We start from the raw sequence: 23,288 nt of genomic DNA, 5'->3' as shown, positions 1-23,288 counted from the left end.
TTCTCTACCTATCCAATCGCCTTTTTGGCAATTTCTTTGGCAGCTTGCAAAGCTTGTGGAATCTTAGCCTTATCCTTGCCTCCAGCAGTTGCAAAGTCATCGCGTCCTCCGCCATTGCCCCCTAAAATTTGTGCAATCTCTTTGACCCATAGACCTGCTTTTAAGTCAATTCCTTTCACGCCGGCGGTAATCACGATTTTATCCTTTTGGGATTCTGTTGTGAGCAACAAAACCGCGACTTTTTCATTCTCATTTTTAGCATTATCTACGAGTTTTTTCGCCTCACTTGCTTCTATATCTTTAAGCTCTGACACAATCAGTTTCACTCCTTGAATACTTTCTGATTCTGCTTCTTTAAGGTTACTTGTAGATTTGTTGGCTTTACTCTTTAGCTCCCGCACTTGTTCTTTTAACTTTTCAATGCCTTGTAAGAGGTTTTGCGCTTTAAGGCTTTCTTTTGCAGATTCCACGCTAAGTAATGCAGTTTTGCCCCACTCATAAGCTGCTTTGCCACAAACCGCTTCAATCCTGCGCACTCCGCTACTTACGCCCGATTCCTTGATGATATAAAAACTGCCAATATAGGCGGTATTTGGCACATGGATTCCACCGCATAATTCCACAGAATCCCCAAAACTCACCACGCGCACTTCCTTGCCATATTTCTCACCAAACAAAGCAATCGCGCCCTTTGCCTTTGCTTTTTGCAATTCCATTTGTTCGCAAACTTGCGCATTTGCGCTTAGAATCTGCGCATTGACATTTTGTTCAATCCGCTCTAACTCTTCAGGACTTAGCGCACTTGGGTGGCTAAAGTCAAAGCGCAAACGATTGGATTCTACGAGACTTCCCGCTTGGGCGATATGCTCACCCAAAACCTCACGCAATGCCTTATGCAACAAATGCGTTGCACTATGGTGCTTAGCAATTTCCAAACGCGCAGAATCCACGACTGCAAACACGCCTTCTTGGATTCTTAAATTTCCAATCGCTTGAACTTGACTGATATTTAAGCCAAAATATTTTTTGGTATCTATCACCTCTGCGATGATTTCTTGATTATGTTTTAGGATTCCTTTATCTCCCACAGGACCGCCGGATTCCGGATAAAAGGGTGTAATATCCAACATCACAAATCCCATTTCTCCCGCCTTTATCGCCTCTGTGCGTTGCAAATTGCTATCCAAAAGGGCAAGGATTCTGCTTTGGGATTCCATTTTTTCATAGCCGACAAACTCATTTTGTCCAAACTCGCTAAGCAGAATCTTAAAGTCCCCCTCTTTTGCGCTATCTCCGCTTCCTTTCCAATTCGCCTTTGCTTGTTCTTTTTGTGCTTTCATACAAATTTCAAAGCTATCCATATCCACGCCAAAGCCATTTTCGCGCAACATATCTTGCGTCAAATCAAGCGGAAACCCATAAGTATCGTATAATCTAAAGGCAACTTCCCCGCTAAAGAGTTGATTTGCTTTTTCTTGTTTTAGCTTTTCTAGCTCTTTATTAAAGAGATTCATTCCATTTTCAATTGTTTCAAAGAATCGCACTTCTTCAGCTTTGCATTGCGTCATAATTGTTTGTTGCTTTTCCAATAGATATTGATAATGCGCCCCCATATTTTCGCACACACGACCTACAACTTCATAAACAAAAGGCGCACGAAGCCCAAGCAAATATCCATGACGAATCGCGCGGCGTAGGATTCTGCGTAGCACATAACCCCTGCCCTCTTTGTCAAAATTCACGCCTTGTGCAAGTAAAAACGCCACACTTCTAGCATGGTCTGCAATCACGCGAAAACTTGCTCCGCTCTCATAAACATAAGTCTGCTTCGTAATTTCTTCTACTTTGGCAATTAGCGGCATAAACAAAGACGAATCAAAATTACTTCGTTTTCCCTCCAAAAGTGCCACCACGCGCTCTAAGCCCATTCCTGTATCAATGCTAGGCTTAGGAAGTGGCTTAAGATTCCCCTCTTTGTCGCGTTCAAACTGCATAAAGACAAGATTCCAAATCTCTAAAAACCTATCCCCATCTCCTCCAAAATAATCTTCTGGTCCATTGAAGTTTTCTTCTCCTTGATCTACAAAAATCTCGCTACAAGGTCCGCAAGGTCCAACATCGCCCATTTGCCAAAAGTTATCTTTATCGCCCATTTTTTTAATACGCGAAGCATCTATATGCGCACTCCATAGCTCATAAGCTTCCGTGTCGTTTTCATGCACGGTTACATAAAGCACCTTTTTATCAAAGCCTAAAACTTCTGTAACAAACTCCCACGCATACGCAATCGCTTCTTTTTTGAAATACGCTCCAAAGCTAAAGTTTCCTAGCATTTCAAAAAGCGTATGGTGTCGTGCGGTGTAGCCGACATTTTCTAAGTCGTTATGTTTGCCACCTGCGCGGATACAAGTCTGCGCACTTGTCGCGATATTTGGAGTAGGAATCGGGATTCTACCGGTGAAAATATCTTTAAACTGCACCATACCCGCATTGGTAAATAGAAGCGTAGGGTCATCAGGCACTAGGGGCATAGAATCATAAATCTTATGCCCTTTGTTTGCAAAATATTCTAAGAATAAAGCTCTAACATCTTTTGTATTCATTCCATTTAACCTTAAAAATTTTTGCCAAATTCTACTTTTTTTCAATTAAAATCTTGCTTTGGCAAACTCAAATTCTTGGGTTTGAAAAATTAGGAGAATTAGCAGAATAAAATTAAGAATCCCAAAAAGGGATTCCACTTGATTAGTTGCGTTTAAGCTGGATTGCTTCTTGCATTAGCGCGTCGGCAGTTGTGATAGATTTCGCGCTCATTTGATAGCCTCTTTGATAAACGATAAGGTCTGTCAAAGCAGTGCCGGTATCGGCGTTGCTAGTCTCTAGCATATGGTCTAGCACCCTACCAAACTTCAAGTTTGCAAGTCCATTTTCTTCCCAAGCAAGAAGCGGAGGACCGCTTACAACAGCGGTTTGCCCGTTAATCGTTCTCGCATTCATTTCAAATAAATTTCCGCCCACTTTGCTTAAGCCTTGATCATTGACAAATGCAGCGATTCCAAAGCGTCCGATTGGTTCTAGTTTGCCATTGGTGAAATTCACCATAATAATGCCATTCTCATCAATCACAACATCTTTCATAATCCCCGCATTAATGCCATCTTGTGAAACAGCTTTCACATCAGAATCCGCATAAGCAAAGTTGCTTGTGGTTTTGCCATCAGCAGATTGTGTCAAATCTACGCTTATATTACTACCATTAAAAGGCACTTGAAAAACCTGTGCATTCGCAGTCCCATCATCATTAAAAGTAATCTCGCTGATTGTTGGATTCTCGCTAATCATTACTTTCCCAACGCCATCATAAATGCTACTGCGCACTTCCCAACGCTCCAAAACTTCCGGTGTTACTTCGCGGTTTGCTTGTTCTAGCAAGATATATTGTGTTTTTAAAATAAACTTTTCACCTGAATCGCTGTAAATTTCGGTGTTTGTTTCATAAGTAGGCACTTGAAGTTGTGTGCTACTTAGACTTGAAACACTTACCATACTCCAACCCAAAGTATCTTCTGTGGGATTCGTATTTCCTGCGCCATTGGTTTTGCGATAAAGGATTCCATTATAGCTGACAATGGAATCTTGAGCATAAGTTGTGCCATCAGTATATTCTGCAACTTCGCCTCTCACTGCAGTAGCGACTTCTTCCCAATTTGCTGCGTCTTCCTCTGGAGCTGCGATACTGATTGCACCTGTTGCTGGGTCTGTAACTTCTGTAACATCATCGGTAAGTTTTCTATAAACTTTACCATTACTAACTACTAAAGAATCTTTGTCGTAATTTGTCGCTTGTGCATTTTGATAAGGAGGCACTCCGCTACTATCTACAAGCGTCCAACCATCGGGATTATCCAAAGGATTCCCATTTGCAATGCCCTCGCCATTTTTTTGGAAAATCATTCCTTGATATTTCACATAATCTTGATTTTGGTATTCGGTATTATCCACAAAATCTTTTATCATACTTCCAAAAGCAGATTCTAAATTAATGCTATTTGCTGTTAATCCTAATTTATCTGCGAGTTTGCCATTTACGCTCACTTTGACATCTTGTGCGCCGCCATTACTAAGATACATAGAACAATCGCTAGGATTCCCCTCACTATCTAGTTTCAAGCCCAAAGTTAAGCCGGTTTGCTCTTTGATGAGTTCCATAAGCTCACCCATAGTAGTAAATCCATTTTCCGCTGCCCCATAAGTAAAAGTGTATTTAGTCGTAACTCCTGCTTGTTCAATGCTAATACTAATATCTTTATAGTTTTTAGGGTCTAACGCTTCGCCATTTGCATTCATCATTGCATTGAGATTTTGAGAGAGGAATTTATCCATACTAAAATTTCCATTCTCATCTTGTAATTTCCCGATTCCTTTAGGGTTTTGTGTGCGATTAAGATTGATAGATAATCCCACTTCTGTAGTAAGCGTAGGCTTGTATTGCAAGTTTTTTGGAATCTGCAAAGGTTGTAAATTAGAACCAGAAAGTCCTGCATAATCGGCTTCTAAATTATTTGTGCCTGTGAGTGTGCCATCAGCTGCGATTTTGCCTAGATTGATTCCATACATATAATATCCGCTAGAATTGACAAGATACCCTTCGCCATCTAAGCTAAAAGAACCATCGCGTGTGAAATAGTTTTGTTGTGTGCCATTATAAGTAGGCGCATTAATGTCAAACGCGCCATTTTTGTTTAGCCCAACGACAAACCAACCCTTGCCACTATAAGCAACATTATAATCTCCATCAGCACTCACATAAGTTCCGTCATTTGCGTTAATCGCATTTGAGCCAATCGTAGAACCATAGTTATAGTCATTGGAGATTGGAGAGTTTGCATTGACATAGTTCATACTTGTGGCAAATAAACTCTTAAACTCTGGCAAATTCGCGCGATAACCGATTGTGTTAATGTTTGCGATATTGTTAGAAGTCGAATCAATCCCAAATTGATGTGTTCTAACCCCGCTGATTCCATTATAAAATGCGCCTACCATAATCAATCCTTTCTTTTATGTAGCTTATTATTAACTCTTAGATTCAAATGAATAAACATAAGTGATTGGCACAACCATTTCGCCAAGTTTCACATAAGGAATGCCTTGATCAAAAATCACGCTTTGCACTTCGCCACGCCCGTGTGTAGTTTCTAAATATTTGTTGGTTGTAGAATCCAAATTGTATTCCGCAGAAATCGTATAATCTCCGGCTTTAACATAACCGCCACTATTATCTTTAGTATCCCATTCAAAAGTAATCCAACCTTTTTGTCCATCATACGAACTAAGGTCAATTTCTTTGACGATTGTTTTTTCTGTGGATTCTTTTCCGTCCTCACCTGTGGAAACTTTGCTAGTAATAATAGAAATTTTAGGATTCCCTTTGCTTGCATCAATAGCTTCATCAAAATACAAAGAAAATTCCATTTTTTCATTCTTTTCAATCGTGATTGTATCCAAGCCGGTTTCCGCCATTTTCCCAATTACGCTTACAGAATTATAACCGCTTAAGATATTGGTATCTTGGATATTATCCACCAATGCACCAAAAGAATCTAGGATTTTTTGTTGGGATTCCACCATTTTTTCTTGCGCTTCAATCGTTTTTTCATTAGTTGCTTGCATGGATTCCATCGCACTTGTCATTTTTTCCATCGCAGTTTTCATTTTTTCTTGCGCTTCTACTTGTGTGAGCTGCGCAGTTTGTGTTAGAATCTCTTGCGTTTCCATTGGTGCAGTTGGGTCTTGGTTTTTAAGCTGCTCTAAGAACAACCGCATAAATGCTTCGTTAGAGAGAGAGTTGCCCCCCGTTTCTGTTTCCGTTGTTGGAATCGGATTATCATCTAAAGCACCTCTTGTTGTCGCATTGTTTGTTGTGCTACTTGTAGAAGTTGCTTGATTGTAGCTTCCATCTAAAGTTGAAGTAGATGTTACAGACATATTAGCTCCTTTAAGCAATATATGAGAAGTTAATCTCTACCAACGCTACTTTAGCGTAAGGGTTGTTAGCTTCTTTTGGAATATATAAGCTATTTTCGTTCCACTTTTGAGCATTTTTTGGATTTTCATCAGAATTTTGCTCTGAATTTTGTTGCGAATGCCCCCTAGGATTCTGCTCTTGGAATCCTCCATTTCCGCCTTGAGAGTTTCCAAAATCCCCACTTCCTAAGCTATTCCCCGCATTATCTTTAAATTCCAAATTCACATCATTGAAGCCTAAGTTATTCAAGCTGTTTTTAAATTCCTGCGCATTTTGCATAAAGAGTTGCAAGGCGTTTTGGTTTGAACCAATCTGCACAGAGAGTTTGTCGCCCCTCTTAGTAATCGTCAATTCCACGCTTCCTAGATTCTCTGGATTGAGTTCCAAAGATAGTTTTGTAACAGGCGGACGATAATTCTGCAATGCGTCCCTTAACTTATCACTAAAGTGCAAGAAAGTGTTTTGCACACTTACGCGATTCTCTACTTGTGCTTGTGTTTGCGCACTAAAAACTTCTTGGTTTGCCTTTGCTTTTTTCTCCACATTTTCTTTCGTCGCTTCTGCAATCACTTCTCTGTGAGATTCTTTAGTGGTTTGCAAACTTGAATCTTTTGTCTTTAGCAAATTATCCAAGAAAATATCTTGCATTTTTGTTTCTTGCCTTATATTTTCTTCTTTTAAGGCAGTGTTGAAACTATTTGTATTTTGCGTCCTTATTTTGGAATCTTTTGTGCTTTTTTGGCTTTCATTGTCTTTAAGCAATGAATCCTTGACTTCCTTTTTTTCTTTTTGGATAAAGGGATTCTGCTCTAAATCTTGAGCAAACTTCGTTTCTTTAGTAGTTTTTGCGTTTTTGGAATCTTTAACTAATTCCTCTTTTATAATCTTTTCTTCTACAATATTCTCTTGTTTTTGTGCTTCTTTTTGCGTGAAACTCTGCTTGGAATCTTGGGAAGTTTTTAGGGATTCTTGCGCCTTGCTTTGCGTTTGCGCTGGTTTTTCTGCTAAAGATTCTTTTGTGCTTTCTGTTTTTTCTATACTTTGAGAATCTTTGAGTTGCGTGTTTTTCACACTGCTTTCTTTAGCTTTGGATTCTGCATTTTTGACTTCTTTAGAATCTATTTTGGATTCCACTTTGGCTTCTTTAGAATCTACTTTAGAATCTTTTGCCTCTTTTTGGGTTTGCAAGTTTTTAACCTGCGTGGTTTTGACTTTAGAATCCTCTACAATCTCTGCGGATTTTGTTTTCAAATCCACTTTGGAATCTTTTAGAGTTTTAGATTCTTTTGTGCTTTCTGTTTTTTCTATACTTTGAGAATCTTTGAGTTGCGTGTTTTTCACACTGCTTTCTTTAGCTTTGGATTCTGCATTTTTGACTTCTTTAGAATCTATTTTGGATTCCACTTTGGCTTCTTTAGAATCTACTTTAGAATCTTTTGCCTCTTTTTGGGTTTGCAAGTTTTTAACCTGCGTGGTTTTGACTTTAGAATCCTCTACAATCTCTGCGGATTTTGTTTTCAAATCCACTTTGGAATCTTTTAGAGTTTTAGATTCTTTCGCCTCTACTTTGGAATCTTCTTTTTGATTTTTAATAGAATAATTTTTGGAATCTTTTTGAGATTCTTTCTTTAACAATTCTTTATCTTGCAATAAATTGCCCAAAATATTAGAAGATTCTTTGCTGGTTTTTTCTGCTTTCAAGTCCGCATTTAATGCTCTTTGTTTTGTATTGGGATTAATGATTTTATCAGACAAGTTTTCAGATTTTATTGTATTTTTAACTGCTTTTTCCTCGCCATTTTGTAAGCTTATTTTTTGGACATTAAGCTTCAAATCCTCCGCGACTGCTTTTAAATCTTTCAAAGTCTTTGTTTCTTGCTTTTGAGACTTTGAAAACTCTAGCAATTCCTTCGCACTATTAAATGCAGTATTGCTTGGCAAAGCGCGGGTATTTTGGTTTTGGATATTAGCTTTTGGATTCTTGTTTTGGGATTCTTGTTTTTGAGTATTAGAAAAATTTTTAGAAAGATTGTATTTTTCATCTAAACTTTTAAGGATATTACTGCCTTTATTGGCATTTCCAGAAAGCTTATCAAGGCTACTTTTTTGATTGTTTTCAGGCGTATTTTGTGGAGTTTTTTTAGCACTAGATTCCGTTTTTTTAGAATTTTTATCCAAACTTAGAAAATTAAAAATTTCAGCGAATCCTCCACTTTCATTTTCACTTGCAATTTGGCTGTTTTGAGTTTTGACAACATTTTTTTGACTGACTTTTTCAATATCCACTAAAGGTAGCATTTTACGCCTTTATTTAAAATTTTAGAATCTCTGTTTCCAAAAAGATAAGCAAAAGCTATTCCAAATATATTTTACGCATTCGTTAAGATTCTTTTAGTTTCTTTTTGGATAGAATCCGCTTCTTAATTTTTATTTTTCAAGGAACACAATGCAAGAAATCAGAAATATTGCTGTGATTGCGCATGTTGATCATGGGAAAACCACTCTTGTAGATGGTTTGCTTAGGCAATCAGGAACTTTTGCAAATCACGAACAAATAGACGAACGCGTAATGGATAGCAACGAGATTGAAAAAGAACGCGGAATCACGATTCTATCCAAAAACACCGCAATTAATTATAAGGGAACAAAAATCAATATCATTGACACTCCCGGACACGCAGATTTCGGGGGCGAGGTTGAGCGTGTATTAAAAATGGTAGATGGCGTTTTGTTGCTTGTAGATGCGCAAGAGGGCGTAATGCCACAAACCAAATTTGTAGTTAAAAAAGCCCTAGCCTTTGGAATCCGCCCGATTGTTGTTGTCAATAAAATTGACAAACCCGCCGCACAGCCCGACCGTGTGATTGATGAGGTTTTTGATTTGTTTTCTGCTATGGGGGCAAACGAAGAACAACTAGATTTTCCTGTCATTTACGCAGCGGCGCGTGATGGCTATGCGATGAAAGAATTAGAAGATGAGAAGAAAAACCTAGAACCGCTTTTTGATGCGATTTTGGAATTCGTGCCTCTTCCTAGCGGAGAAAGTAGTAACCCACTACAAGTCCAAATTTTCACCCTAGATTATGATAACTATGTAGGGAAAATTGGAATCGCAAGGATTTTTAATGGAAAAATCAAAAAAGGCGAGAATGTTATGCTTGCTAAAGGTAATGGAGAAAAAGTTACCGGCAAGATTACTAAATTAATCGGTTTTTATGGTTTGGCTAGAACTGAAATTGACGAAGCACAAGCTGGGGATATTGTCGCGTTAGCCGGATTCCATTCTATTAATGTGGGAGATTCTATTGTAGATCCTAATAATCCGATTCCGCTTGATCCTATGCACTTAGAAGAACCAACAATGAGCGTAAATTTCGCCGTGAATGATTCACCTTTTGCAGGGACAGAGGGCAAACATGTAACCGCAAACAAACTCAAAGAACGCCTAGAAAAAGAAATGCAAACCAATATCGCAATGAAAATTGAAGAGTTAGGCGAGGGGAAATTCAAAGTCAGCGGACGCGGAGAATTGCAAATCACAATTCTAGCAGAAAATTTGCGTCGTGAAGATTATGAATTTAGCATTTCGCGTCCTGAAGTGATTGTCAAAGAAATTGATGGGCAGAAATGCGAACCTTTTGAGTCTCTAGTGATTGACACACCACAAGATTATTCCGGAAGTGTGATTGAAAAACTAGGACGCAGAAAAGCGGAATTAAAAGCGATGAATCCAATGGGCGAAGGTTATACGCGCTTGGAGTTTGAAATTCCCGCACGAGGATTGATTGGCTATCGTAGCGAATTTTTGACTGATACCAAAGGCGAAGGCGTAATGAATAATAGCTTTTTGGAGTTTCGCCCCTTTAGTGGCAATGTAGAAACAAGAAGCAATGGTGCGTTGATTTCAATGGAAAATGGCGAAGCGACTCCGTTTTCTTTGGGCAATATTCAAGAAAGGGGCGTGTTGTTTATCCCTCCGCAAACTAAAGTTTATGTGGGTATGATTATTGGCGAACATAGCCGCGAAAACGACTTAGATGTCAATCCTGTAAAGGCAAAACATCTAACCAATATGCGCGCAAGTGGAAGTGATGAGGCAATCAAACTCGTGCCGCCAAGAGATTTAAATTTGGAACGCGCCTTAGAATGGATTGAAGAAGATGAGATTTTGGAAGTTACTCCAAAAAACATCAGAATCCGCAAAAAAGTATTAGACCCAACACAAAGAAAAAGAAAGAAAGGCTAATGCGGTAAGATTTGCCCAAAAGGGCAACCGAAAAGATTTCATCTAAATGATGAGCTTGTAGAATATCAATAATAAGGATAGAAACTATGCTAACTGTTATTAAAAGAAATGGAAGAATTGAACCGCTTGATGTAACAAAGATTCAAAAATACACGCGAGATTCTGTCGCGGGATTAGAGGGAGTTTCACAAAGCGAACTAGAAGTTGATGCGAAACTGCAATTCCACGACAAAATCACCACACAAGAAATCCAACAAACTTTAATCAAAACTGCTGTAGATAAAATTGATATTGATTGTCCAAATTGGACTTTTGTTGCTGCAAGGCTTTTCCTTTATGATCTCTATCATCGCATTAATGGCTTTAATGGCTATAAATCATTGCGCGAATACTTGGAATTGGGCGAAAATGAGAATCGTATCATCAAAGGTATGAAAGAAAAATTTGACTTGGAAAGATTGGATAAAAAAATTGACAAGAGTCGTGATTTGCAATTTACTTATCTAGGAATAAAAACCCTTTATGACCGCTATTTGCTCAAAAACAAAAAGGGAGACCCTATTGAACTGCCACAACATATGTTTATGGGTATTGCGATGTTTTTGGCGCAAAACGAACAAGACCCTAATGCTTGGGCTGAAAAGTTTTATGATTTGCTCTCCAAATTTGAAGTTATGGCAGCCACTCCCACACTTTCTAACGCGAGAACTCCGCGTCATCAACTAAGCTCTTGTTATATCGGAAGCACTCCAGACAATATTGAAGGTATTTTTGATTCCTATAAAGAAATGGCACTTTTAAGTAAATATGGTGGTGGAATTGGTTGGGACTTTTCTAAGATTCGTGGGCTTGGAAGCTTTATTGATGGGCATAAAAACGCAGCGGGGGGTGTGATTCCGTTTTTGAAAATCACCAACGATATTGCCATTGCAGTGGATCAATTAGGCACACGCAAAGGCGCAATTTCGGTTTATTTAGAACCTTGGCATAGTGATATTTTTGATTTCGTAGATATTAAGAAAAATAGTGGAGAAGAGAGAAGAAGAACACACGACTTATTTCCTGCACTTTGGATTCCGGATTTGTTTATGAAAAGGGTTAGCGAAGATGGTTTGTGGAATCTTTTTGATTCGCTAAACTGCTCTGATTTAACAAACCTCTATGGAGAAGCATTTGAAGCGCGTTATATCCAATACGAGCAAGACCCAAATATCCCCAAAGAAACTATTAAAGCAAAAGAATTGTGGAAAAGGATTCTTACGAGTTATTTTGAAGTAGGCTCTCCTTTTCTTTGTTTCAAAGACAATGCAAACCGCGCTAATCCAAACCCACACACAGGCGTGATTCGTAGCTCCAACCTCTGCACAGAGATTTTTCAAAACACCGAACCTAATGAATGTTTTATTCGCGTAGAATATGAAGATGGCACGATTGAAGATTTCCCAGAATCCCAAGAAGTCATTACGGATTGTGGAGTGAAAAAACCCTCCAACAAAATCACTTCCACCGATAGTATTCGGGGCAAAAAAGTCTTCATCGCGCAAAGAGAATCTAGAGATGGAAAAACCGCAGTGTGCAATCTCGCTTCTATCAATCTTTCTAAAATCTACACCAAAGAAGACATTGAACGCGTTGTGCCTATTGCCGTAAGAATGCTAGATAATGTGATTGATTTAAATTTCTGCCCCAATCGCAAAGTCAAAGTAACCAATCTTAACAATCGCGCAATTGGTTTAGGCATCATGGGTGAGGCGCAAATGTTGGCAGAAAACCACATTGAATGGGGAAGCGAACAACATTTGACGAAGATTGATGAAATTATGGAAATGATAAGCTACAATGCGATTGCTTCAAGTTGCAAACTTGCTCAAGAAAAAGGCGTTTATGGTGAGTTTGTCGGCTCGGAATGGTCTAAAGGAATCTTTCCAATTGACAAAGCCAATAGCGAAGCCAAAAAACTCATTGATAGGGGAGGATTATTTGGGTTTGTTTATGATTGGGATTCCTTGCGTGAGGAAGTCAAGACAAAAGGAATCCGCAATGGTTATTTAATGGCGATTGCACCTACAAGCTCTATTTCTATTCTTGTTGGCACAACCCAAACGATTGAACCTATCTACAAACGCAAATGGTTTGAAGAAAACTTAAGCGGATTGATTCCTGTGGTTGCTCCAAACTTAAGCTTAGAGAATTGGAATTACTACACTTCTGCCTATGAGATTGACCAACGCCTCTTAATTAAAGCCGCTGCGATTCGTCAAAAATGGATTGATCAAGGGCAAAGCACAAATATCTTTATCAACCTCAATCTTGCAAGTGGAAAATATCTCAATGAGATTTATAGCTTAGCTTGGAAATTAGGACTAAAATCTACCTATTATTTGCGTTCCCAAAGCGTGGAGGCAGAAGCTAGCACGGAAGCATTAGACCGCAGCATTGAATGTGAGGGTTGCCAATAGGTGAAAAAATCTTATTTGATTGATACTTCTATTATTTTAGATGATGTAGAAAATCTCTTTTTTCTGCATCAAGAGGGTGAAAATACAATTTTTATTTGCGATGTAACCCTAAGCGAATTGGATAAGAAAAAAGATTTAAACAATGAAACGGGGTTTTTTGCGCGAGAATTTTTTAGAAATATCTTAAGCGATTCCGCCTCTATCTCTGAATTCCAAAGCATACAAGAGGACAAAATCCACACCATTTACTTTGCAATTCATCAGCACAAAATTCCGCTTCAAATCCTACATAGACCTAATTACAAAACAAAATTTCAAGACTATGGGCTTAATGACGCGCAGATTTTAGAGATTGCTAAGGATTATCATTTTGTGTTGCTTACCAACGATATTTCTCTAAAAGTCTATGCGCTCTCTTTAAATGTTTCTTCACAATCCTTAAGGAGAGACCGCATTGAAAACCCTCAAGCGATTCAGTTTTTAAACCATTTTGAAATCCACAAAGACAAAACAAAAGAAATCCTTGAATGCGATTCCGCATTTACTGCGCTTAAAAATTGGAGTTTGATTGAAATATCCGAGCAAGACAACACAGAAAACAGCCTCTATTTCACAGGAAAAAAGCGTTATGGAATCAAACTTGATCACGCGTTTGAAGAATTAGATTTTGATATGCGTTTAGAAGAAGACAAGCTCTATATTAACCCCATTAATTTAGAACAAAAATTTCTCTACGCCCTGCTCACGCACCCCAAAAACAAAATCACGATTTGTAGCGGTGCAACAGGAAGCGGCAAAACACTCATCGCACTTCAAGCGGGTTTGCATTTACTTAAAAAGGGCGCAGTAAATGGAATCGTCTATCTGCGCAACACCATAACCGCAAACGATAAAGAAGCAGAACTTGGATTCCGCAAAGGCGATGAGAACCAAAAATTAAATTATTTTATGTATCCACTCTTCAGTGCGATTAATTTTATGATTACCAAAATGCAAAAGGAATCCCTCGCCAAGCGTATTGAATACCGCGGAGAAGCAAACAGCATACAAAGTCAAGAGGCAACAGAATATTTTTTAAATAAACATAATATTGAAGTTTTGGACATTGCACACGCGAGAGGAGTGAGCATTGCTAAGAAATTCGTTATTTTTGATGAAGCCCAAAACGCTTCTAATGCCACAATCAAACTCATCGGCACGAGAATGGCAGAGGATTCTAGAATTGTGTTTTTAGGCGACCCTTTGCAAATTGACCACCCTTATCTTAGCAAATACCGCAATGGACTTATTAGCCTACTACAAAAAGCAAAACAAGATGACTTCCTTGCGGGTATTGTGTTGCACCAAACCATTCGTAGCGAAATCGCAGGTTGGTTTGAAGAGAATTTTTAGATTCTATGATTTTTGCATTTGGCAAGTTTCATATCTCTTTAAAATTAATACAGCAAGGATTCTATCTTCTCTAAAAACGCTTGTAGATTTTCAAAACTTGCTTCGAGTTTTAAATGCACACCATTTTCCAAAAACTCTTTTTGCGAGATTCCAACTTCAAACTTCTTAGCCAAATATTCCACTTGCGAAAAAACCGCAAAAGGAATCTGTATCGTCCTAGAATCTTTAGGGATATAAGCTTGTAATGCGCCCTGCTCTTGCGCCTTAGCAATCACTTCTTTCGCGCTTTGTGTATAAGCACGGACAAGCCCTCCCGTGCCGAGCTTCACGCCACCAAAATAACGCACAACAAGTAATCCGCATTCTATCAAATCAAAACCGCGCAAAACTTTGAGTGTGGGCATACCCGAAGTGCCTTTAGGCTCTCCATCATCGCTAAAGCTCTCTTCAATCTGTCCTTGCGCGTTAAAACCTCTTGAAGAAGTTACGAAATGCACTGCTTTAAAGTGTTTCAAACGCATTTGTGCGACAAAATCTCCAAAGCCCTCTAATGCAACAAGATGAGAAATAAACTCTGAACCTTTCGCTTCAAAGCGGGATTCCACAGCTTCAAGCGGATAATACAGCTTAGCCATTCTCCCCTGATGATTCCTCTTTGTGGAAGCGTTTGAGATTTCCTGCCGCAAAACTTAGAATCTTATCCACCATAGAATCTAGGCTCACAACTTCGCAAATCGCCCCTTTGGCAATGGCTTGTTTGGGCATTCCAAACACAACACAACTCGCTTCGTCTTGCGCAATCGTGTAAGCTCCATTGTCGTAAAGCTCTTTGATTCCGATACTTCCGTCATCTCCCATTCCCGTCATAATGATAGCCAAAGCATTTTTCCCTGCGATATTATTCACACTCCGAAACATCACATCTACGCTTGGACAATGGCGCGAAATCCGAATCCCCTCTTGCGGACTAGCATAATAATCGTTATGCCCTCTTCCCAATATCATATGAAAACCACCCGCCGCCAAATATGCGCAAGAATCATTAAGAACGATCTTTTCGCGCACCTCATAAACATCAAGCTTAGAGATTCTATTTAATCTCTGCGCAAAAGAAGTAGAAAAATTGCCCGGTATGTGCTGTGTGATAACAATCGGCGGTAAATCTCGCGGTAAAGCTTCCAAAACCTTTGCAATCGCATCAACTCCGCCCGTGCTTGCACCAATGGCAATGAGCTTTTTGCTCTCTCCTCCCTTCCAAGGATTGGATTTCAACAATAAATCTGGGTGATGTTTTTCGTTGGTATTCATTGGATTAATCCATTATTTTAATAAAAGTGTTTTTTCCTAAACGATCTACTTTGGAGGCAAGATTCAAAATGCTTTCTGAATGCCCCAAATACAATGTTCCACCAATCTTCAAATGAGAAAACATTTTGCTTAAAATCTGCTCTTGGTCTGATACCTTAAAATAAATCAACACATTACGACAAAAGATAATATCAAATTCTTTTACGCCAAAAGGATACCTTGCGTCATAAAGATTGTGTTGTTTGAAAGTCAAAATGTTTTTGAGATTCTGTTTAGCGTCCATAAAAACTTCATTTTCGCTTTTATGCCGCATTTCAAAATAATCTTTCAAATCTAGCCAATTTGGCAGAGGATTTAGCTTCGTATTCACAAGATATTTGCCCTTTTTAGCAAACTCCAATACAGAAGTATCAATATCTGTCGCCAATACACTTACTGGGGTGCTGGAGCGATAAATATCTTTTGCATAAAGCAAAGTGGTCGCGATAGAATAAGGCTCTTCTCCTGTGGAACTTGCCGAACAATAAACTTTGAGCGGTTCACTATCTCGCAATCTATGCGGTAAGATTCTATTTAGCATATCTTCAAAATGGAATCCCTCACGAAAAAAATCTGTTTTATTAGTCGTAAAAGCATTGATGAACTCTTGCTTAAATTGTCCCACCCTCACCTGATTAAAAAAAGCTTCAAAATCTTGGATTCCAAGCTTACGCTTTAATATATCCAAACGATTTTTAATCGTGGAATCCTTACTTGGTGGCAAATAAATTCCTGCGATTTTATAAATTACTTCTCGCGCCTTATTGATGTCGTTACTACTGATATTGTTGGACATTCTTCCTCTTTAATTTAAATTGTGTTGTTTTTTGTAATCTTCTTGCCATTGTTGTGAGGTTAGCGTATCGGTTACTTGACCAATCTTTTGATATTGCAAATAATAATCCTCCACAAAAGCCCTAACCTCCTCATTTTTAGGCTTATAATTACCCTCTAAATCTTTCATCGTATAAGAATCCAAAAAAATCTTCGCGTCTTGCTTTTCTAAATAAGTCATCACGAGCTGCCTATAAACATTTAAATATTGTTTTTTCAAAGTTTGCATTGTCTCTTCATTGATCTTCACTTCCAAAGCTTCCGTGTCAAAATTACCTTTATAACGCAGAATCCCTGCACTAAATAATACCTCTAAATGTATCAAACTTTCACAATAATAAGGCAAAACTTCATCTTCTTTCATATAGGCAATCAATCCAACGGCACGGGCGATAGTGTTGCAAATCAATTCCTGCAACAAAGGCTGATTGGCGGACAAGAAATAATAAGTTAGCCCACCCATTGTCGCCTTAAATTCTTCTATATTTTTAAATTGACCACTTAGATTCATTTGCAACTCACTATCAGAACTCACCCACAAAATATGCCCAAACTCATGCCCAATCGTTGAAATTTCATAAACTTTATACCATTCTTCTTTTCTAAAAAACAACAACTCACGATTAAAATCTAAGAATTTTTTAGGGAAAGTTTTAGAAGTTAAAAGCATAAAAGGCTTAGCTAATGCCAATTCGCGCACTCTATCGGGAAAATAAAAAATCTTTTTGCCATATTTTTTGCTAACTTTTTCGTCATTTGGCACAACTTGCGCACTAAAAAGCCCATTTAACTCTGCTCCATAAAAAAGCGCGGGCAATCCGCCATAACTTTGCGTTTTAAGCAAAGATTGCTCCACACACGCGCTAATTTCATCTTTGTATTTTGTATTGGGAGTTTTGGAGCAACAATATTGATAAAACTTCAACATAGATTCTTTAGAAATCTTGCCTTCTTGCGATTCTTCAGGATTTAGCAAATCCACGCCCTCATAGATCCGCGCAATACGCAAATCCCACTCTGGAGCAACTGCTTTTCTAAAATGATCTTCATAATATTCTAAAGGGTGTCCGATTTGCAGAGGAGTTGAAATCTCCATCCAAGCTTTATCTACAAGCCTCCAAGAATCTAACAAACGATGCGTATCTGTCTGCATTAAAGCCGACCTTAAGGCTTTAAAATATTTCAAATAGGCGTTTTTTTGCTCCATTTTTGGGAGAACTTCAGGAGTTTTTGTTAGAGACTCAATCCCCAAATCAAGCGCATTTTTCAAAGCCGCAAATTCTTCTTTAAAAAACTCCGCATACGCTACGGCTTGATAAATAGAATCTTTAAGCACAGGCACAGAGTAGCTTCTATCTGCGATTTCGCCCTCTTGCGTTAATTCCTCTTCTTGTTGGTGTTTGGGAAGATCTTTTAAAGTCTCATTGGTTAAAATATTTGTTAAAGAATATGCTTGAAATGAGGAAACTTCTAAGCTAGGTTTTAAAACTTCCAAAATCTTTTGCAAATCTTTGTTGTAAGTTTGATTTAGCTCACGATTGATTCCAAGTATCAAATCTTTTTGCCAAGCCATAAAGAAATCATTAAAGCACAAACCAATTTGATGCACTGCTTGAATCAACGCCCTCAAAAATGGGCTTAACAGCTGTTCTTTGGAGATAAACATTATCAGTGCTTTGTGCTTTTCCATATGAAAATCACGCGCAATCTTAAGAAGCTGCATTCTTAAGCTGATCACTTGTTCCTCGTCCATTTCAAGGCTTTGCAAAACATTCATCAACGGAGCTTCTTGTAGTGCAACCACGCGGTCTAAACATGCAAGTAAAGATTCGCGATTATGCGGAATCCTAGCGAAAACGCTTTCTAAAAAATGCGGAATTTTATCGGATTTAATGGACTCATAAAGCGCATTGGTCTGTTTGTTTTGGTTTTCTATTCTTCTATAAATCTTCACAATATCTTGCAAAATATCCGCTTCTGTCATCTGTGCTTACTCCATATTATTTTAATGCGATTCGTTGGTTTTTCTATGTTCTTTAATCACTTGATACGCCCGATTGATGGACTGCAATTTGCGCGTGGAGTTTTCCATAATAGATTGGTCTAGCCCTTTATGATACAAAATATCAGGGTGAAACTCACGCACGAGATTCTTATAAGTCTTCTTGATATGTTCCATATCATCTTCTTCTTTGACGCCTAAAATCGCATAGGCTTCCTGCAAAGTAGAATCCGCTTGTTTTTGCGCATAAAATGCTTCAAACGCATCATAAAGGGCGTTAAAATCATCATTAGCAATTTCCAAATACGCGGCGACATCAAGGATTATTTCACGCTCTTGAACGCCAAGCTCATTATCCGCATAAGCAAGAGAAAGCAAGTATTCTACTAATTTTAAACGACTTTTATATTGTCCTTTGGTTAGATTAGCATAACTTTGTGTTAAAGTTTCCACACTCTGATGCGTTGTATCAAAAATCTTGTGTAGAATCTCTAATATCTCTTCTTTTTGATTCATCGCACTTTGCAAACACAATGCCTCTGCAATATCCTCAATCGTATTTTCCATAAGCTCCAATTCTAGCTCACACACTTTGCCATCACTTTGTGCGAGTTTAGATAGAAGCGCAACAATCAAACCATACTCGCTATTTCGGATTTTTTCCTCTCTGCTTAGCGTTGGGATTGGTTCTTGATCTTTATAAGGATTCTGATATTCCTCTACTTCACCGCTGTTTTCTCTATATTCAATGCGCGGACGCTTTTGGGGATTATTTAAGTAATCTTTGAAATTAATCACTGCGATTACGACAATCACAATGGTAACAAATAATAAAATTTCCATTACAAACCTTTATTTTACAAAGAAGCCCTTTAGTTTGCCAAAGATTCCTTCTTCTTTTAAAAATCCTAACTCTTGTAGCTTTTGCTTGATTTGTGCGATTCCATTGCTATCTGCTTCCACTTCTACGCTTTGACTTGCTATATCTACTTTTAAAGAGGGGTATTTTTCTAAAAGTGCTTCATTGATTTTTTTAACACAACCTTGACATTTGATATTTTGACATTGTATTTTTTCCATATTATTTTCCTAAAAACATTTGATATGTTGTATTGTGGTGGGCCCTATAGGACTTGAACCTATGACCAATCGGTTATGAGCCGAGTGCTCTAACCAGCTGAGCTAAGGGCCCTTTTTGAAAAGGAGCTATGATTATACACAAATTTGTATCTAAAGGCAAGTAAATTTTCTAATACTGCAAAAAGAATCATAAAATTAATAAAACTACTTCCGCCATAACTAAAAAGAGGCAGCGGAATCCCAACTACAGGAGCTAATCCAATCGTCATTGCAATATTCACGCCCGAATAAATAAATATCAACAATCCCACACAATACGAAACGACTTTCAAAAAATAATCTTTGTCATTTTCATAGCTCATAGAAAAAATATGAAAAATCAAAGCACCATACAAAATAAACAATCCAATCGCACCCACAAAACCAAATCTTTCTACAAAATACGGGAAAATAAAATCACTCGTCGCAATGGGCAAAAACTTATATAAAGATTGCGTTGCTTCTTCTTTTTCTTTACCATAAAATCCGCCCGAACCCACTGCAATCATTGCTTGTTTGACTTGATAATCAGGTTCTTTAGAGATAAAATCCACAATGCGTTTTTTCTGATAATCGTGCAAATTCGCATACAATACAGGCGAAAGCAACAAAACGCCAAGCGCCAAAACAAGCCAAATTTTGTAATTCACCCCAATTAAAAACAACGCGCCAAATCCCATGAGCAACAATACAAGCGCAGTGCCTAAATCAGGCTGTTTTAAAACAAGCACAAAAGGTAAAAGAATCAATGCAGATAATTTCAGAAAATCTAGCAATTTATAGCCATTTTTAGGAGGTGGCTTTTTGCCCACATAATAAGCTATCATAAAAATCAATGCGGGTTTCATTGTTTCAGATGGCTGAAATGTGAAATGAACCAATGGAATCTCAAGCCATCTTTGTGCACCCAAACGCGTATCACCAAAAAACTCCACCAAAACCAAAAAAACAAGATTTAAACAATAAAAACCAATAATCAGCCACGGAATCCTGCGCACAGGAATCAGAAAAACAATTGAAAAAATCAAAATGCCCACGCCTACATAAATCAAAACTTTATTGCCCAAAAACTCATTGTTTTCATTGATTAAAAACCACGAAAGCAAGACGATTGGAGCAATAAGCAGTGGCAAAGTATAGTCAAAATATGCTAGAATTTTAGAATTAAACTTAAACAAAACGAATCCAAGATGACAATTTTAAGGATAATTTTAACATAATTTTCACACAAAGATTCCATTAAAATGAAAAAGATTTCACAGATATTTTACGCCAATGATTTCTCTCTTACTTCCTTTTCATCACAGGCTTTAAATTCTGCGCCAAAACTTCCCCAAGCTACGCAGGATTCTATTGCCTCTCAAATCTACATTCCAAACGCCGATGAAATCGGAATTCGCGCCGATGTTTTTATAGCTCAAAAGCTCCAAATCTCACGCTCAAAAGCAGAAAAGCTATTTGCAAAAGGTCAAGTTTTGCTTAATGGCGCAATTCCCACTAAACAAGGGATTCCTCTCAAAGCACAAGATGAAATTGCTCTTCTCAATCCACCGCAAACCCTTAATACTTCTTTAAATTCAGATTCCGCGCCTCTTGGTTTTTCTAATCCCAAGCAATCTTACCACACAAAACCCGAAGGCTTCAAGATTCCAATCCTTTATCAAGATGAAGATTTGTTAATCCTAAACAAACCTGCAGGATTAGTTGTGCATCGCACCAATGAGCAAGATGAGCAATTCACGCTTGTGCAATGGCTACAAAACCAAAACTTCCCACTCTCAAATCTTGGCGATTCTTATCGTGCTGGAATCGTGCATAGGCTAGATAGAGGCACAAGCGGGGCAATCGTGATTGCTAAAAATAACTTTGCGCACGAGAATCTCAAACAACAACTTCAAACGCGCCAAATGGGACGCTATTATCTGTGCGTGATTGACCAAGCACTTAAGGAATCACTTATCATTAATTCCCCGCTAGTGCGCCATTCTAAAAATCGCCTAAAATACATTACAACAAATTCCCAAAACCCCAACGCAAAACCCGCCAAAACCGCGTTTTTTAAAATCGCTACTACGCGCAATATCCAATCAAATTGCGAACTCATCGGAGCGAAGCTTTTTAGCGGGCGCACACACCAAATCCGTGTGCATTTAAGCAGTATCAACCGCCATATTTTAGGCGATTCCTTTTATGGCTATCAGGATTGTAAATGCAAAAATCTTTTAACGCAAAATCTGCAAGATAGAATCCTGCTCCATTCGCATTTATTGTATTTACAGCACCCAAAAAGCGGTGAGATTCTGCATATTTACGCCCCAATATTTCAAGAAATGCAAGATTTTTTAAATTTAAACTTTGATTTAAAGTCTTTTTGTGATTCTTTGGGGAATCTCATCTTTCCCCTTGATAAACTCTACCAATCCGCTTTTGTCCCCAATGACTAATCTGCCTTTTGTCAATCCATACATTAAAATTTCTTGATAAAATCATACAAAATTCTTTTGATTTATCTTGCACTCATTTATGTAATTATGTTAAAATTAAGCTTTATATTGTATTTATGATTCTACATTCTCTTTTAAGGATTTTCGGAAATGACTTTAAGCAATCCCTTTGAATTTTTCTCTACTAGATTCCTTTCTGCTAAAATGATTTTTGGCGGATTCTTCGCCTTTTGGATTCTGATTTTTGGCGGTTGTGCTACGACATCAAGCCCTAGTATTAATCATTCTTTGACACCACCAAAAGACATTCGTGTTTTAAGTGATGTCAATACAATCGGCTTGGAATGGGATTTGGTTCAAGACCCAAATGTCGCAGGTTATCATCTCTACCGCAAAAAAGCAAATGCGCAAAGCTTTAGCAAAATCGCCACGCTTGATTCACGCTTTACGACGCACTATGCAGATAATAAATTAGAATCCGATACAGAATATATCTATCAACTTGTTTCTTTTGATAAGCAAAAAAATGTTTCAGATTTTTCTTCAGCTATTTCAGCTAAAACACATTCTATCAGCGCAGTAAGCTATGTAGAAGCCATTAGCAATTACCCGCGAAAAGTTAAAGTGATTTGGAATCCACATCAAGACACGCGCGTAAGTGGCTATATCATAGAACGCAGGGATAAAAATGGAAATTGGAAAGAGCTTGACAAAATCCAAAATCGCCTTTTAGTGGAATATTTAGATACCAAACTAGAAGATAATACAACCTATGAATATCAAATCATCGCTTATAACGCCAATGGTTCGCGCTCACTTCCCTCTAAAAGCGTCAAAGCAACCACCAAACCAAAACCCACACAAATCACTAATTTTAAAGCGACAAACAATATCCCACGACAAGTAAATCTTAGTTGGGATCTCCACAGCAATCCTGAAGTCGCTTCCTATAAGATTCTGCGCTCTACGCTAATTTCAAGCTTCTATACTACACTTGTAACCCTACCGAGCAACACAAATTCTTATCAAGATTTAATAGGAAAAGATGGCGAACAATACAATTACAAAATCATCGCTACCGATAAAGACGGCATTGATAGCCTAGAAGTCGGACCAATTAGTGGCGCAACTTTAGCGATTCCAACCTCTCCAAATATCACTTATGCGCAAATTGAAGATGGTTCTGTCGTGCTAAAATGGTATCCTACAGATTCACGCACTAAAGAATATGTGGTGTATAAAAAGGATTCTTTGTTTTTTGGGGAAACTTTGCGCTATAACAAAGTTCTAACGACAGAGTTTATAGATAGAGAAGTCAAAGCAGGACAAAAATATTATTATAGCGTCAGCGCATTAGATGAAAATGGCTTAGAATCCAAACCTTCGCAAGAAGTTACGCTATCCTTACCCAAATAAA

At 38.1% G+C, this 23,288-nt stretch carries 16 protein-coding genes and 1 tRNA gene; 5 read left to right on the top strand and 12 right to left on the bottom strand.

Features of this window, described 5'->3' with window-relative positions; genetic code table 11:
- Positions 1–8: 8 nt before the first annotated feature.
- From alaS to LS69_RS04050, 4 genes are all read right to left on the bottom strand, one after another.
- Positions 9–2,603, bottom strand: coding sequence for an alanine--tRNA ligase (gene alaS / locus LS69_RS04065; protein ID WP_138122398.1), 2,595 nt, complete (start codon positions 2,601–2,603; stop codon positions 9–11).
- 142 nt (positions 2,604–2,745) lie between these two features.
- Positions 2,746–5,046 carry a flagellar hook-basal body complex protein gene (locus LS69_RS04060; protein ID WP_138122397.1) on the bottom strand — a complete coding sequence of 767 codons (2,301 nt, stop codon included), beginning with the start codon at positions 5,044–5,046 and terminating at the stop codon, positions 2,746–2,748.
- Between the two features lie 30 nt (positions 5,047–5,076).
- Positions 5,077–5,988: a flagellar hook assembly protein FlgD gene (gene flgD / locus LS69_RS04055; protein WP_138122395.1), complete on the bottom strand. Its 912-nt coding sequence runs from the start codon at positions 5,986–5,988 to the stop codon at positions 5,077–5,079.
- A 10-nt stretch (positions 5,989–5,998) separates the two neighbouring features.
- Positions 5,999–8,326 carry a flagellar hook-length control protein FliK gene (locus tag LS69_RS04050; protein ID WP_138122393.1) on the bottom strand — a complete coding sequence of 776 codons (2,328 nt, stop codon included), beginning with the start codon at positions 8,324–8,326 and terminating at the stop codon, positions 5,999–6,001.
- A 148-nt stretch (positions 8,327–8,474) separates the two neighbouring features.
- Here LS69_RS04050 and typA point away from each other — a divergent pair, with 148 nt between their 5' ends.
- From typA to LS69_RS04035, 3 genes are all read left to right on the top strand, one after another.
- Positions 8,475–10,274, top strand: coding sequence for a translational GTPase TypA (typA, locus tag LS69_RS04045; RefSeq protein WP_138122391.1), 1,800 nt, complete (start codon positions 8,475–8,477; stop codon positions 10,272–10,274).
- Positions 10,275–10,360: 86 nt separating this feature from the next.
- Entirely contained in the window at positions 10,361–12,733 is a 2,373-nt protein-coding gene (locus tag LS69_RS04040; protein ID WP_138122389.1) for a ribonucleoside-diphosphate reductase subunit alpha, read from the top strand.
- Entirely contained in the window at positions 12,734–14,125 is a 1,392-nt protein-coding gene (locus tag LS69_RS04035) for a PhoH family protein (protein ID WP_138122387.1), read from the top strand.
- Positions 14,126–14,169: 44 nt separating this feature from the next.
- On the opposite strand, the gene LS69_RS04030 is transcribed toward LS69_RS04035, so the two are convergent.
- The 8 genes from LS69_RS04030 to LS69_RS03995 form a co-directional block, all read right to left on the bottom strand.
- Positions 14,170–14,760, bottom strand: a complete 591-nt coding sequence (locus tag LS69_RS04030; protein WP_138122385.1) for a YigZ family protein — start codon at positions 14,758–14,760, stop codon at positions 14,170–14,172.
- A complete protein-coding gene (locus LS69_RS04025; RefSeq protein WP_138122383.1) occupies positions 14,753–15,433 on the bottom strand; it encodes a CheB methylesterase domain-containing protein in 681 nt (226 codons plus the stop codon). Before LS69_RS04025 ends, LS69_RS04030 begins: the two co-directional genes overlap by 8 nt.
- A 4-nt stretch (positions 15,434–15,437) precedes the next feature.
- Entirely contained in the window at positions 15,438–16,268 is an 831-nt protein-coding gene (locus LS69_RS04020) for a protein-glutamate O-methyltransferase CheR (protein WP_138122381.1), read from the bottom strand.
- Positions 16,269–16,277: 9 nt separating this feature from the next.
- A complete protein-coding gene (gene ciaB / locus LS69_RS04015) occupies positions 16,278–18,290 on the bottom strand; it encodes an invasion protein CiaB (RefSeq protein WP_138122379.1) in 2,013 nt (670 codons plus the stop codon).
- A gap of 21 nt (positions 18,291–18,311) precedes the next feature.
- Positions 18,312–19,151, bottom strand: coding sequence for a TerB family tellurite resistance protein (locus LS69_RS04010; protein ID WP_138122377.1), 840 nt, complete (start codon positions 19,149–19,151; stop codon positions 18,312–18,314).
- A gap of 9 nt (positions 19,152–19,160) precedes the next feature.
- Complete coding sequence (locus tag LS69_RS04005) at positions 19,161–19,388, bottom strand: heavy-metal-associated domain-containing protein (RefSeq protein WP_138122375.1); 228 nt, start codon at positions 19,386–19,388, stop codon at positions 19,161–19,163.
- Positions 19,389–19,423: 35 nt separating this feature from the next.
- A tRNA-Ile gene (locus LS69_RS04000) sits at positions 19,424–19,500 on the bottom strand.
- A complete protein-coding gene (locus LS69_RS03995; protein WP_138122373.1) occupies positions 19,478–20,605 on the bottom strand; it encodes an FtsW/RodA/SpoVE family cell cycle protein in 1,128 nt (375 codons plus the stop codon). The genes LS69_RS04000 and LS69_RS03995 overlap by 23 nt, the downstream gene beginning before the upstream one ends.
- A 66-nt stretch (positions 20,606–20,671) precedes the next feature.
- Here LS69_RS03995 and LS69_RS03990 point away from each other — a divergent pair, with 66 nt between their 5' ends.
- Together LS69_RS03990 and LS69_RS03985 are read left to right on the top strand one after the other, a co-directional pair.
- Positions 20,672–21,871: an RluA family pseudouridine synthase gene (locus LS69_RS03990; protein ID WP_238699121.1), complete on the top strand. Its 1,200-nt coding sequence runs from the start codon at positions 20,672–20,674 to the stop codon at positions 21,869–21,871.
- A 150-nt stretch (positions 21,872–22,021) separates the two neighbouring features.
- Positions 22,022–23,287, top strand: a complete 1,266-nt coding sequence (locus LS69_RS03985; RefSeq protein WP_238699119.1) for a fibronectin type III domain-containing protein — start codon at positions 22,022–22,024, stop codon at positions 23,285–23,287.
- The last annotated feature ends 1 nt before the right edge of the window (position 23,288 follow it).

This window comes from Helicobacter sp. MIT 05-5294, from assembly GCF_000765675.1.
Classification (GTDB): Bacteria; Campylobacterota; Campylobacteria; order Campylobacterales; family Helicobacteraceae; genus Helicobacter_D.
Note: the sequence above shows the minus strand (reverse complement) of the source record. Positions and strands in the feature narration are given on the sequence as shown.